Raw genomic sequence first — 14,459 nt, 5'->3', positions numbered from 1 at the left:
ATACCTCGCTTTTTAAACACTCAAGCCACGTTACATGAGCGCGAAGTAAATTCGCACCTACAGGGTTTTACATATTGTAGGTGAGGTTTACACCTCGCTTTTTAAACACCCAAGCCACGTTACATGAGCGCGAAGTAAATTCGCTCCTACAGGGTTCACATATTGTAGGTGAGGTTTTACACCTCGCTTTTAAACACCCAAGCCACGTTACATGAGCGCGAAGTAAATTCGTACCTACTGGGTTGCACATATTGTAGGTGAGGTTTTACACCTCGCTTTTTAAACACCCAAGCCACGTTACATGAGCGCGAAGTAAATTCGTACCTACAGGGTTTTACATATTGTAGGTGAGGTTTTACACCTCGCTTAATTAGCTGTGTAGTGTTTGTATTGTGCATGTTCTTTTACTTGCATAAAGTTGGTTTTTTGTTAACCTACTCGCCTTCCATTTTAGTCTTTTTGAGGTGTTTATGGCGTTTCTATCTCGTTCGATATTGGCGTTGTCCATAGCACTTTCAAGCACCAGTGTATTTGCTCAAAAGCAATGTGATGTAGAACTCAGGCATGGGTTAATCATCACCGACGATGTAATTCGAATTGTTGATAAAGGCCAAACACGTGTGCAAATTAACAACAATAACCAACTGTTTATTCGCGGTTATTGGGTTGATTTAAGTGATGACGAAAGTAAAGTGCTCGAGCAGTTTAGTAATGGTATTCGCCATACAGTCCCTGAACTAGTTAATTTAGCCACCGATGGTGTTAATTTAGGTTTAAGTGCTATTGAGCACGTGGTTGAAGGTATGTCAGATAAAGAGCCTGAGGTGCTTAAAACCCAACTGCAATATGTAGAGCGTGCGCTAATGGATAAATTTAAGCGCGGCGATGATTTCTTTTTTATAGCCCCACAATCACTTTCTCAAATAGATGATTTTTTTACTAAAGAGATCAGCCAAAAAATTCATTCCGCAGTTCATGGGTCTCTCGGTGCCATTTTGGTGTCACTAGGTGATGCGTTTAAGTCGCGAGAAGGTAATATAGAAGATCGTATTAACGATATGGGACAGCGAATGGATATCATTTCAAAAGAAATTGATAAATCATTGCAAAAAAAAGCACATCAACTTGAGCTAAAAGCTTCAGAATATTGCGAATGCTTGAACGCGCTCGATGTTACCGAGTCTCGCCTGCAGGCAATTGTACCAGGCATGGCTGACTTTGATTTAGTACAGATAAAATCGTAATTTAAATATTAACTATAAAAGCGCGAAGTAAATTCGCACCTACTGGGTTGCACATATTGTAGGTGAGGTTTTATACCTCGCTTTTTAGCACCAAAGCCACGTTACATGAGCGCGAAGTAAATTCGCACCTACAGGGTTTTACATATTGTAGGTGAGGTTTTACACCTCGCTTTTTAGCACCAAAGCCACGTTACATGAGCGCGAAGTAAATTCGCTCCTACAGGGTTCACATATTGTAGGTGAGGTTTTACACCTCGCTTTTTAAACACCCAAGCCACGTTACATGAGCGCGAAGTAAATTCGTACCAACAGGGTTTTACATATTGTAGGTGAGGTTTTATACCTCGCTTTTTTAAACACCCAAGCCACGTTACATGAGCGCGAAGTAAATTCGCACCTACAGGGTTTTACATATCGTAGGTGAGGTTTTATAATTTAATCTCATCAGCTGTTAGCAATCTATATTCACCACTTGCCAAGTTTTCATCTAATTTAATGCCTGCAATCTGCTCGCGATGTAACTCAACGACTTTGTTATCTACCGCGTAAAGCATACGCTTAACTTGATGATACTTACCTTCACTTATTGATAAACGCAGTCCGTAATTAGCAAGTCGTTCGGCAATCGCTGGGCGGGTTAAATCTTTTTCGTTATGCAGCATCACACCTGTGCGTAATTGCTCAAGCGCTTCGTCGGTTATAGGCTCTTGAGTTTCGACTAAGTAGGTTTTAAATTTATTACTTTTAGGTGACGTGATTTTATGTGACCAATCGCCATCATTGGTAATTATAACTAATCCTGTGGTATCTATATCAAGGCGGCCTGCCACGTGAAAGTCGCTCATATTTGGCTCATCAAGTAAGTCAAAAACGGTTTTGTGCAGCTCGTCACTATTAGCGCATACATAGCCAACAGGTTTATTTAGCATGTAATAGCGCTTACCTAAAAATACCAAAGGCGTACCTTGGTGCAGTACTTCATCTTGCTGGGCTAGCTGAAAATTATGTGAGGTAATTATTTCGCCATTAACGCTTACTTCTTTTCGCTTAATACTAGCGCGAGCTTGGGTGCGCGGTATTTCAGCTAAGTGGCTAATAAATTTATCTAAGCGGCAAGGGAATTTCATTTTGGTTCACATTTTTAGTCGGCTACAATGGGCGCGATTATAGCCGATAGTGAAATACCATGACAGTGCACAGCACACAAATATTAAGCCTTTACCAAGCAAAAATAGACACGGGTGAACTGTGTTTTGATGCTGCGCAGCAAAATGCGGTGGAAGCTTTAAATACGCTAGGCGAGCAACTTCAAGTTCACACATTATGGTGGCAAAAAGCGCCCTTAACAAAAGGTGTTTATTTATATGGACCAGTAGGGCGCGGTAAATCTATGCTGATGGATTTATTTTATAAAAACCTACCTATTGAGCAAAAGCAACGGCTGCATTTTCATCATTTTATAGCACAAGTGCATACCCAACTTTCGCAGCTACAAGGTCAAAAAAATCCACTTATTCTAATTGCAAAACAGTGGGCTAAAAATATTCGTGTATTGTGTTTTGACGAGTTTTTTGTGAGCGACATTGGCGATGCCATGATTATGGCCAGATTGTTCAATGCGTTGTTTGAACAAGGTGTTGTGCTGGTGGCCACATCGAACGCAAAGCCAGAGCAGCTTTATTACAACGGCCTACAACGAGTGCGATTTTTACCTACTATCGATTTAATTAATAACCATTGCCATATAATTAACGTGGCAGGGGAGGACGATCACCGCTTTAGATATGGTAAAAACAGCCGGCACTATTTTATTAATTTACCTAAACATGATTTTCAAAATGAGTTTTTAGTTTCTTATCCTGCTGCAACATACAGCAATAAAATTAGCGTGCATGGCCGCGATTTACCTTATTTATTAAAAGCCGATAATGCCTTAATGATTGATTTTATGGCGCTATGCTCCGGCCCGCGTAGTGCTAACGATTATATGTTTTTAGCAACGCAATTTTATGTGTTATATGTATCGAATGTGCCACAAATGGGTGTTAAGGCGACGGGTAAAGTTATAGTTCACGGTATAGAAGATAGTTATCAGCGCGAAAAACAAACGCTTGATGAGCACACTTTTGACGACGAAGCGCGTCGCTTTATTGCCTTAGTAGATGAATTTTACGATTGCCATAAATTGCTGGTAATAAATGCGCAAACCGACATTGAACATTTGTATAAAGGTAAAAAATTGCGCTTTGAATATGCACGCACACAATCACGCATAGTCGAAATGCAAAATTGGTAACGCTTTGGTTTGATATATAGTGTAGACGTTGAGCTTGCTCACGTGAGAAGCGTGAGCTTCTAATTATTAAGCTATTTTAAAAACTGCGTTTTTACACGCCAGCAAGCTGTGCGTCTACAAGTGAGTTTAACCACGGCGTTAAATTTTATCTGAAGGCGTAGAGCTTGCTCACGCGAGAAGCGCAGCTTCTAGTTATTAAGCTATTTTAAAAACTGCGTTTTTACACGCCAGCAAGCTGTGCGTCTACAAGTGAGTTTAACCACGGCGTTAAATTTTATCTGAAGGCGTAGAGCTTGCTCACGCGAGAAGCTATTTTAAAAACTGCGTTTTTACACGCCAGCAAGCTGTGCGTCTACAAGTGAGTTTAACCACGGCGCTAAATTTTATCTGTAGACGTAGAGCTTGCTCACGTGAGAAGCTATTTTAAAAACTGCGTTTTTACACGCCAGCAAGCTGTGCGTCTACAAGTGAGTTTAACCACGGCGTTAAATTTTATCTGAAGGCGTAGAGCTTGCTCACGCGAGAAGCTATTTTAAAAACTGCGTTTTTACACGCCAGCAAGCTGTGCGTCTACAAGTGAGTTTAACCACGGCGTTAAACTTTATCTGTAGGCGTAGAGCTTGCTCACGCGAGAAGCATAGCTTCTAGTTATAAAGCTATTTTAAAAACGGCGTTTTTACACGCCAGCAAGCTGGGCGTCTACAGGGTAACTCAATGGCTGAAAATGTAGACGCCTCGCTTGCTCACGTTAAAGCTATAAACTTACCCTTCTTGGCGCACAATATTTTCAAGTGCACGAATATTGGTAATCAAATCCTGGCGTTGCGGGTTAGCTTGCAATGCTTTTCTAAGATGCTTCAGCGCACTCGGGTAGTCTTTAGAATCAATTGCTATTTGCGATAACCCAAGCCATGCCGATAGTTGGTAATCAGGAAGTGCCAGTGCACGAACATACATAAGTTTAGCTTGGGTGAGTTGGCCTTTACTGCGATATATACTCGCTAAACTAAGTAAAGCATCACCTAAATTCGGGTTTATTTTAAGTGCGTTATTTAAGCTTTTAAGAGCACGCTTAGTATTACCTTGTTGCATAGCAATTTGTGCGCTGTATACAGAAAACTGCGCTTGTTCATCACGGGGTAGCTGCTTAGTTAATCTTTTTGCGCTGCCTATTAGCTCTTTAGCTAAATCCCATTTTTGTTGAGATACAATCCAGCCTAAAGTTTGCATCGTGGTATTAATAACCTCAATTTTCTGCTGTTTAGTGGCGTGTTTTAAACCTTGCTTTAATAAACTAACAGCGCGTTCAGTGCTGCCTTCACTTAAATGCAGCTGAGCTGCTAAAAGCTGGTTACTGGTATCTTTAGGGTTGAGTTTTAAGGCCACTTCAATGGCGGCAAGTGCTTTTTTATTTTGCTCTAATTGCAGTGCTATTTGTGCACGTTGCAACCACAATTGAGCATTATCAGGTGTTTTATTAAGTAACTCTTTTAATAATGCATTTGCTTGATTTAAATCGCCCGATTCAATTAAGGCAAACAATAGCCCTTGTTGGTACTGAGGCGTTTCAGGAGCAAGCATCAGTGCTTGACGATAAGCGGCTACTGCGCTCCAAGGCTGGCTGTGTTGTACATGAATATAAGCAAGTTGCGCATAACTTTGTGCATCTGCTTGGCCCTGTTCAATACTGTGTACTAGGTGTGTTTGTGCCTTGTTGTAATTTGCTTGTTGCATGTATAAAAGACTCAAGCCTTGGTGTGCTTTTACTAAGTTAGGTGCGGCTTTTAAACATGCTAAATATGCATTTTCGGCGTTATCGAACTCTTTTAAGGTGAGTAAAACCTGAGCACGCAATAAATTGAGTGCGGTGCTATCTTGCGTGAGGTCGCGGTTTTTAAATAGCGCGGCTACTTCGTTATAATTACCTGCTTGTAGTAATGGTTGCACTTGGCGTGCAAAGCCACGTTCAGTCGGTTCAATAAGCATTTCAGTAGGACTAAGTAATTTATTATTTATGGCCAATTGCCATGTTGGATCGCTAGGAGATAAAATTACTTTCAGTGGAGTACTTACTGTGTTTGCATTCACATTACCAACAGCTAATAAAGGCAATGAGCACATTAAAGTTGTTAGTAATGCGTGAGTGAAAGGTTTTAGCGTTTTAATTACGTTCATATTTTTCATTTTAATAAGGCTTAAAGCTTAAGGTTTAAATTCGATGGGCCAAATAAAGCGAGCGCGTACGACTTCGCCTTCTTTTTTAGGTGCGCTAAAGCGACTCTGTTTAATTATTTTATCGATTGCAGGTTTAAGCGACGGATACGGATTTTGCACCACTTCAATCAAACTTACATTGCCACCCTCATCAATTAGTACATCGAGCTTTACGGTAAATGTATCAATACCTTGGCGAGTTAAGCTTTTTGGGAGTAATGCTTTTACTGGTGTGAGTAAAGTGGGTAGGCCGTCGAGCTGGTTTAGGCTAAGTGCATCCCAATTTACATTGACCGATTGCCATTGTGGCGTACTTACTTTTACGCTTGGCGTATCGGGTCTTACAATTTTTAGTTTACTCTTTATTTTAATTTTAACTGCTTGAATAGAAGCGCCAGCGCCTTCCACCATTAAGCTTTGCGCAGGCTCATTTGCTTGTTGCTGTTGTATTGAAGGCGGAGGTGGTGGCGGTAATGCCACCATAGCTACCTCGCGTACAATAACTTTATCTTGCACTATATGTTCAGCTAGTTGAGCGAGCCATAAAAGTAACAATGCAGCAGTAAGTACTATTAGGCTTAGCGCAAATGCAAACAATGGATGACGAATATTTCGTGATTTTTGGGTCGGTGTAATCGCGTACATATTATTGTTTGGTCGCTAAATTAACTAGTGCAGCACCGGCAAGCTTTGCCTCGTCAATCACTTGAACAAGCAACTCGGTAGGTACTGTTTTATCGGCTTGAATAACCACAGGGCGCTGTTGTTGCTTTAGCATTTGTTCAACGCTGCTGCGCACGCCAGCAACACCAATTTGGCTGCCATCAAAAAATACTTGTTGGGTGTCTGTTATGGCTAAAAATATAACTTGTTGTTCTAGACGGCTGGCCGATACGGCTTGTGGTTTATCAACCTCAACGCCACTCTCGCGTACGAATACCGTAGTCACAATAAAAAATATTAGCAATATAAATACCACATCAAGTAGCGGCGACATATCAATATGTTGGCCAGATTCTTGTTCTAAGCGATGTTTTAAACGTGATTGCATGCTTATTACCCTAATTGTTTACTTAGTGCATGTAATTTAGGGTTGCGCTGCGAATATGCTAAATAGGCTTGCATTAACCAAGCAGGAATAGCGCACACCAGACCAAGTTGAGTGGTTAGTAATGCATGGCCAATTGCATCACTCATTAACTCATTATGACCCTGAGCCATAACTTTAAAGGTATCGAGTAAGCCAACAATTGTGCCTAGTAAACCAAGTAGTGGCAAAGCCGCAGTTAAAATAGAGCTTACTTCTTGCCAATAACCTTTGCGCTGTGTTTGATAATGTTTCAGATGTAGTAAGTCATGAAAAATCAATTGATACACAAATAAAGCCAGTAAAATAATGCACCAACAAATAGGGTTACTAATGATTTGATCAAACATTGTTTTTTCCTTCATCTAGCTGACTTAGCTGTAATGCAAAGCCTTCTAATTGGCTGTAATAGGCTTTAGCTTTACGCGATAACAAAGCGTTTAGTACCAGAGCTGGTATAGCAACGACTAAACCAAGTTCTGTGGTTATGAGTGCTTGTGCAATGCCACCTGATACGACCTCAGGATCGCCTGATCCGAACAAGGTCATCATTTTGAATGTTTCGATCATACCGCTTACAGTACCCAGTAAGCCAAGTAGTGGTGCTACTGCTGCAGTAACGGCTATTGCACCAATAAAGTTATCGAGCTTGTGTTTATCGTGGATAAGTTGGTTAAATAACTGATCATCTCGTATTTGGCCTTTTTCGCTTTGCAAGGTTAGGTTAAATAGCTGTTGCTGCATGCCATTAAATTCGCTGCTATTTTTACTTATAAACAATTTCTGTAATTGCAATTGCGAGTGCATTTTTATTTTATTTAAACGCAGTAACTGAGCTGCTTTCAGTAATGCGATAGTTAGTGCAAAGCAGGCAAATAAAATAATAGGAATAGCCCATAAACCGCCTTTTTCTAAATGCTCCAGCGGACTTTCTTGTTGAGACTGACTCGTTACTAAATGCGTTAAACTCGGATCAAAAGTGAGGAGTGTAGATCCTACGCCATTTTGTTTTAAGGTATTATCGAGAGGGTTATCGTCACTCGTAGATTGCACTAGCGCTACCTTTAACGCGTTAGATTTGTCGTCTAAATCGAGTAATCCAGCTAGTTTTGGGGTTTGTGTACTAAACCAAGCAACTGGGCCTACTTGCAGGGTATTCGCTTGGCTTAATTCGCCATTACTTAGCACAACCGATTGCTTTTTAAATTGTGGATAAAGTGCCTGTTTTTGGTCATTAATAAGTGATACTACTTGTTTCAACAATTCGTTTTGATCATTAGTAATGTGTTGGTTTTTACTATTTTGGCGTACAAATCGATTTAACAAATTTAGCTGATATTGTTGCTGCTGTTGCCATGTATCTAGGCGTGTTTGCAGCTGATTTAAACTCAAAGTATCTTCATCAGCAAGGCGGCGGTTAATGGCAGCCTGCTCACGTAATTTACTCAGTGATTGCTGCTTGTTAAATATATTTTTAGCAAGAGCGGCTTGCTCTTTGGCAATGTTATTTTGAGTTTTATTCAACGCGCGTTGAGCTGTTTTAATGTCACTTAAAATACTTTGTTGCGCGTCATCACTGCTTGCTGCAAAAACGATGTTTGCACTAAAGAGTAAAGCTAAAATATTAGCTATTTTAAGGATGCGGGCGAAAATCATTATTTAGCCCCTTTTTGTGTATTTTTTGCATAACTTAAGATAGGTAGTGTTACCCAGTCAGCAGCGCGCTTTTTTTGTTGAACAGCTATTCCTAATGCAACTTGCTCAGCGTTAATACTCGGATCGAACTCCCACTGCCAGCCTAAATCACTTGGAAAGCCAATGCCTACATAACTTAAATCTTCACTTACAAACCAAGCTTGGGCTGCACCTAAGTAAAGCTGTTTTACCCATACTTCTTGGCCGTCAGGGTGCAGAATTGCCATTTCGTGTATAGAAATCCGTTGCTGAAAATCACGTAATAACCCCAGCATCTTGAGTGCTGTTTGCAATTTATCTGTGGTATTTAGTTGTGAGTTAGTTAAATCACCTGTGTTTTTCCAACTACTTAAAAGTGGCGGAGGTAATTGCACTTGTAATGAAAGTAATTGCTTGGAAATGCGTGTAAGTTGTTCGTTTAATTGTTGTTGATCGTTTTCAAGTTCAGATTGTTTAGTAACAAGCTGTTCGCGTTTTTGAGTAAGCTCGCTGGTGCTTTTTTTTCTACGCTGATTAAGCTCGCTAAGTTGCTGCTGCTCAGCATCTAAAAGCGTTAATGTTTGCTCCATACTGCTTTTTTGTTCAAGCCAATGAGTATTTAATTTATTGTTTTGATTTTCTATTTGCAGCCATTTGTTGATGAGTTGTTCTAATTCGCTAACGGTATCGGCTTGCACTGTCATAGCGCAACAAAGCGCGATAACCATACTGATTGGTTTAATTAAACTTCGCATTGTTCAACAAAGACCCTGAAAGTTACGACGAGTAATTACACGGAGCAATTACTGTTAATTTTTAAGTGCGCATACAATATAACAACAGGTATAACAACGCAACTGATAACAATTGGCGTTTACATTTATTTGTGGCGGTGGTAGGATTTTGCCGAAATTCAACATGTACCTAATTAGTTTAAACCTCGGAGTAACCATGAGTAAGCCATCGAATAAAGGGAATACCTACGCAAAACCAATTGCGGCGGTTGTTACAGCCACTCTTTCAACTTGGGCAAGTGCACAGGATGTTCAAGAGTTATCGGTAACGAAAGCGCAAACTAAAACTGAGTCTAGCTATGTTGTAGAAAAATCAACATCGCATAAATATACTCAACCGCTACTCGATACGGCTAAAACAGTTACTGTAATTAACCAAGCGGTAATGAAAGATAGAAACGTAGATAGCTTACAAGATGCATTACGCAATGTATCAGGTATTTCTTTAGCTGCAGGCGAAGGTGGTTCTCCTACTGGCGATAGCATGTCTATTCGTGGTTTTAGTGCCGCAAGTGATATTTTTGTTGATGGTATTCGTGATGTTGCTGGATACACTCGCGATGTTTATAACATTGAAGCCGTTGAAGTAGCTAAAGGCCCTGGTTCTGCAGTCTCTGGTCGTGGTGCAACAGGCGGCAGCGTTAATCTAGAAACTAAAAAGGCGAAATTAGACAACTTTAATGATGTTTCGTTACGTTTAGGCACAGAAAACGATTACCGTGGTCGTCTTGATACTAATATTCAAGTAAACGAAACAAGCGCATTACGTGTTAATTTATTGTCTGATTCAGGTGATGTTGCTGGCCGTGATTATGTTGAAAACGAAAAAAATGCAATTGCTGTTGCTTTGGCTACAGGGCTTGGAACCAACAGTCGATTTGATCTTAATTTTGAATACCAACGACAAGATAATTTACCAGATTACGGTATTGCATGGGTTAGAAGTGATACCCCAGTTGCTGAACTAGTTGGCAATGAATACGCTCCACCACCAGTCGATTTTGATAACTTTTATGGTAACGTTTACCGTGATTATGAAGACATAGAAGCTTATTCAACAACTGCCCGTCATGAGTATGATTTTTCTAAAAATACTACGTTACGTACACAAGTCCGTTTAGGTAAAGTTAAGCGTGAATCGGTAACAACTGCACCACGTTTCTTTTCAGTTACAACCGATACAGATATTACCTTTGCAGATGAAAAAACACGTGATACAGAAAATTCATTGGCTGCATTACAAGTTGATTTAATTGGTAACTACGAGTTTGCTGGTTTTACTCACGATGTTGTAGTGGGTATTGAACTTGCAAACGAAACGTTTACACGCCATAACTTTGTTGCAACTACGGCTGATAATCTAATTGAAGATGGAATCCGTAACGACTTATACAATCCTGATGCAACAATTGCATTTACGGGTGTGTACGGTCGTAACGGTACAAGTATTGAAGCTAAAGCTAAAAACCAAGCTATTTATGCATTTGATACAGTAACCCTTAATAAGCAATGGGAAGTTACAGGCGGAATTCGTTTTGATAGCTTTACTACGGATTACCATTACGATTACGCGAACCCAAGTGCTTTAATTTCTACAAGTGACGACTTATTCAGCTGGAATGCAGCTGTAGTTTATAAACCTACAGAAAACGGCAGTATTTATTTTGGGGCAGGTAATTCGTTTAATCCTTCAGCCGAAGGTATTACGGTATCTACTCGCGGAAATACAGCAGATCTTGATCCAGAAGAAAGTAATAGCTATGAATTAGGTACGAAATGGAACTTAATGGATGGTCGCTTACAAACTAATGCAGCTCTTTTTCGTACTGAAAAAACAAATGCTCGTACCGATGATCCATTTGCAGAAGATACACGAGCTGATTTATTAAATGGCGAACAACGAGTTCAGGGTTTAGAGTTATCAGCTACAGGTTTAATCACCAAAGAGTGGACCGTTATTGCATCGTATACTTATCAAGATAGCGAAGTAACTAAAGCATCAGGTGACGATATTATTCAAATAGGTAATGAGTTACCACGTACGCCTAAAAATAGTGCGAGCATATGGACAACATACGAAATATCTGAGCAATTATCATTTGGTGCAGGTATGCAGTATTTAGGTGAGCGTTACAGTAGCTCATCGTCTACTCGCGCTCGTGCTCCAAGCTATACTATTTTTGATTTAATGGTTGCGTATGATGTATCAAAAGATTTGAGCTTGCAGCTTAATGCTGAAAACTTAGGTGATAAAGATTACGTTAACCAGTTAGGTGGCGGACACTTTGTTCCTGGTGAAGGTCGTAAGTTTAGCTTAACGGCAAGTTACTCTTTTTAAACTTTACTTTAAGAGTACATAATCATTAAGGGCAGAAATTTCTGCCCTTTCTTTTTATTATGTGAGAGGGCGCACATGTTAGTTAAAATACCAGAGTTGTTAACTAAAGAAGAAGTTGCTTATTGTCATGAGGTTTTACTAAAAGCACAGTGGGCAGATGGTAGTATTACGGCTGGGCATCAATCAACGAAAGCTAAAAATAACTTACAGTTACCTGAAAATAGTCCTGAATGCCAAGAGCTTGGCGACATTATTATGGCAGCTCTCGCTCGTAGCAATTTGTTTATGTCGGCAGCACTTCCTGCAAAAATATTTCCTCCATTATTTAACTGTTATCAAGGCGGACAATCGTTTGGTGTGCATGTCGATAATGCCATTAGGCAGGTTCCTGGTACGCCTGTAAAAGTACGAACAGATGTATCAATGACGCTTTTTATTAATGAGCCTGAAGATTATGAGGGTGGAGAATTAGTTATTGAAGATACGTATGGATCGCACAGCGTAAAATTACCAGCTGGGAGTATGGTGTTGTACCCATCAACCAGCCTGCACCGTGTAATGCCAGTTACAAGTGGGCGAAGGTTAGCCTCATTTTTTTGGTTGCAAAGCATGGTTAACAGCGACGAAAAACGTGGTTTATTATTTGATTTAGATATGTCGATTCAAAGTTTGCGCAGCAAAGTAGAAGATAGCCCTGAGATTATTCAGTTAACGGGGGTTTATCATAATTTGCTTAGGCAGTGGGCACAGACATAACGAAGATACTCGTTATTAAGTGTTAGATTTAGATATAAGTAATTAAAAGCTGCGCTTTTCGCGTGAGCAAGCTCTACGCCTACCGGCAAAGTTTCACACTGTGGTTTGATTTACTTGTAGACGCGCAGCTTGCTGGCGTGACGAGCAACGCTCGTAATTTATTTAAATGATTTATTCATAAAGAGTAGCTTAGCAATCAGTTGTAGATATTAAAAGCTGCGCTTTTCGCGTGAGCAAGCTCTACGCCTACCGGCAAAGTTTTACAGTGTGGTTTGATTTACGTGTAGACGCACAGCTTGCTGGCGTGACGAGCAACGCTCGTAATTTATTTAAATGATTTATTCATAAAGAATAGCTTAGCAATCAGTTGTAGATATTAAAAGCTGCGCTTTTCGCGTGAGCAAGCTCTACGCCTACAGCCAAAGTTTTACAGTGTGGTTTGATTTACGTGTAGACGCGCAGCTTGCTGGCGTGACGAGCAACGCTCGTAATCTCATGCTTTGGTGTCTTCTCACTTACCTTTATTCTCTTTTTTTTGTGCAATAGCGTTTTAGATAATTTATTTATATAGAGTGTAAAGGGCGCTTTACCTGCTGCTGCAACAGGCAAAGCTTATAAATTACTTTTTACTTAACCTTTATAACCGTTGGGGTTATTTGACTGCCAACGCCATGTATCTTGCATCATTTCATCAATGCCACGCACCGCTTCCCAACCAAGTTCATTTAGTGCTTTTTCTGGTGCTGCATAACAGGCGGCTATATCGCCTGGGCGGCGAGGTGAAACCTGATATGGCACAGCCTGATCGCTGGCTTTAATAAATGCATTAACCATTTGCAGTACAGAATACCCGTTACCAGTACCCAGGTTATAAACTAATGCCCCCGTGCTGCTGGCAATTTTATCAAGCGCTTTTAAATGACCAATTGCTAAATCTACAACGTGTATATAGTCGCGCACACCTGTACCGTCAACTGTGTCGTAGTCATCGCCAAATACAGCAAGTTGCTTTAATTCACCTACCGCTACTTGTGCGATAAACGGTAAAAGGTTGTTCGGGATACCGTTAGGATCTTCACCAATTAGGCCCGATTCATGTGCACCAACAGGGTTAAAGTAACGCAAAATAGCAAACGCAAAGCGCTCATCTGATTTAGCGATATCTTGCAGCATCATTTCAACCATCAGCTTAGATGTGCCGTAAGGGTTAGTAGTACCGCCTACAGGGAAGTCTTCTTTAATTGGTAAACTAGCCGGATCACCATAAACGGTAGCTGATGAGCTAAATACTAATTTAAATACACCAGCTTCGCGCATTGCATCAACAAGCGTTAACGTACCTTGTACATTATTTTGGTAGTATTCAATTGGTTTAGCCACTGATTCACCAACCGATTTCAAGCCTGCAAAATGTATAACGCTATCAATAGAGTGTTTAGCAAACACTGAATCTAAAAAAGCTTTATCGAGAATATCACCTTGGTAAAAGGTAGTATCTTTACCTGTGATTTTTTTAACACGAGCAAGAGATTCTTGCGATGAATTGCTCAAATTATCAATAACAACAACATCATTACCTTGCTGTAAAAGTTCTAAAACAGTGTGCGAGCCAATATAGCCTGCGCCACCGGTTACTAAAATAGTCATGAAAGCTCCGTGGGTACCTTTTATCAATTAAGCTAATTTCACCATAAATTATGATTATTTACATGCATTATCTGTATTTATTATTGCTCTACTAAAGTCTTTTTTAAATTAAATACAGTTAATGTGGTTTAGAGCTAATTGGTCTTTCAGGATTAAAATTTGTTCTATCTAAGGAGTATTTAATCGCGGCGAGAGGTGTGTAACCTAGTCGGTTCGGCAACTGCTCTTGCGTTATCGCCTATGTATGGAGAATAACCATATTAAAATCAGCGTACTACTGAAACTTCTAGCTAGGAAGAGAAGCCAGCTTTAATCGCAACAGGAAGTTTTAAAATCACAAAAAGCACGGTTAGGACTTTTGTTACATTGTGAAAAGGAACTAAAATAGGTACATTTGGTGCTTACTCAA

12 protein-coding genes are annotated in these 14,459 nt (G+C 40.1%); 4 read left to right on the top strand and 8 right to left on the bottom strand.

What is annotated here, in order from left to right; all coding sequences use genetic code 11:
* Positions 1–470 precede the first annotated feature (470 nt).
* A complete protein-coding gene (locus NRL14_RS13075; protein WP_007376785.1) occupies positions 471–1,244 on the top strand; it encodes a YggN family protein in 774 nt (257 codons plus the stop codon).
* Positions 1,245–1,672: 428 nt separating this feature from the next.
* On the opposite strand, the gene rsuA is transcribed toward NRL14_RS13075, so the two are convergent.
* On the bottom strand, positions 1,673–2,371 hold the full coding sequence (rsuA, locus tag NRL14_RS13070) for a 16S rRNA pseudouridine(516) synthase RsuA (protein WP_306724826.1): 699 nt from the start codon (positions 2,369–2,371) through the stop codon (positions 1,673–1,675).
* A gap of 59 nt (positions 2,372–2,430) precedes the next feature.
* Here rsuA and zapE point away from each other — a divergent pair, with 59 nt between their 5' ends.
* Complete coding sequence (zapE, locus tag NRL14_RS13065; protein WP_306724825.1) at positions 2,431–3,540, top strand: cell division protein ZapE; 1,110 nt, start codon at positions 2,431–2,433, stop codon at positions 3,538–3,540.
* Positions 3,541–4,302: 762 nt separating this feature from the next.
* On the opposite strand, the gene NRL14_RS13060 is transcribed toward zapE, so the two are convergent.
* From NRL14_RS13060 to NRL14_RS13035, 6 genes are read right to left on the bottom strand one after another with little or no spacing between them, the layout of a single operon-like run.
* Positions 4,303–5,715, bottom strand: coding sequence for a lipopolysaccharide assembly protein LapB (locus tag NRL14_RS13060; protein WP_306724824.1), 1,413 nt, complete (start codon positions 5,713–5,715; stop codon positions 4,303–4,305).
* Between the two features lie 27 nt (positions 5,716–5,742).
* A complete protein-coding gene (locus NRL14_RS13055) occupies positions 5,743–6,399 on the bottom strand; it encodes an energy transducer TonB (protein WP_033031925.1) in 657 nt (218 codons plus the stop codon).
* Position 6,400: 1 nt separating this feature from the next.
* The gene (locus NRL14_RS13050) at positions 6,401–6,805 is read right to left on the bottom strand and encodes a biopolymer transporter ExbD (RefSeq protein WP_306724823.1); all 405 of its coding nucleotides are present in this window, start codon (positions 6,803–6,805) and stop codon (positions 6,401–6,403) included.
* A gap of 5 nt (positions 6,806–6,810) precedes the next feature.
* Positions 6,811–7,191 (bottom strand): MotA/TolQ/ExbB proton channel family protein, encoded by a 381-nt coding sequence (locus NRL14_RS13045; protein WP_007378976.1) that lies wholly within the window; start codon positions 7,189–7,191, stop codon positions 6,811–6,813.
* On the bottom strand, positions 7,184–8,497 hold the full coding sequence (locus tag NRL14_RS13040; protein ID WP_306724822.1) for a MotA/TolQ/ExbB proton channel family protein: 1,314 nt from the start codon (positions 8,495–8,497) through the stop codon (positions 7,184–7,186). Before NRL14_RS13040 ends, NRL14_RS13045 begins: the two co-directional genes overlap by 8 nt.
* The gene (locus NRL14_RS13035) at positions 8,497–9,270 is read right to left on the bottom strand and encodes a DUF3450 family protein (protein ID WP_306724821.1); all 774 of its coding nucleotides are present in this window, start codon (positions 9,268–9,270) and stop codon (positions 8,497–8,499) included. Before NRL14_RS13035 ends, NRL14_RS13040 begins: the two co-directional genes overlap by 1 nt.
* Positions 9,271–9,466: 196 nt before the next feature.
* On the opposite strand from NRL14_RS13035, the gene NRL14_RS13030 reads away from it, so the two are divergent.
* On the top strand, positions 9,467–11,647 hold the full coding sequence (locus NRL14_RS13030) for a TonB-dependent siderophore receptor (protein ID WP_008134679.1): 2,181 nt from the start codon (positions 9,467–9,469) through the stop codon (positions 11,645–11,647).
* A gap of 75 nt (positions 11,648–11,722) precedes the next feature.
* Positions 11,723–12,403: a Fe2+-dependent dioxygenase gene (locus NRL14_RS13025; protein WP_007378971.1), complete on the top strand. Its 681-nt coding sequence runs from the start codon at positions 11,723–11,725 to the stop codon at positions 12,401–12,403.
* A 630-nt stretch (positions 12,404–13,033) separates the two neighbouring features.
* Here NRL14_RS13025 and galE read toward each other — a convergent pair.
* Entirely contained in the window at positions 13,034–14,050 is a 1,017-nt protein-coding gene (galE, locus tag NRL14_RS13020; RefSeq protein ID WP_306724820.1) for a UDP-glucose 4-epimerase GalE, read from the bottom strand.
* Positions 14,051–14,459: the final 409 nt, after the last annotated feature.

The organism is Pseudoalteromonas sp. 20-92 (genome assembly GCF_030847595.1).
In the GTDB taxonomy this organism is placed as follows: domain Bacteria; phylum Pseudomonadota; class Gammaproteobacteria; order Enterobacterales; family Alteromonadaceae; genus Pseudoalteromonas; species Pseudoalteromonas fuliginea.
This window is presented reverse-complemented; position numbering and strand designations above follow the sequence as displayed.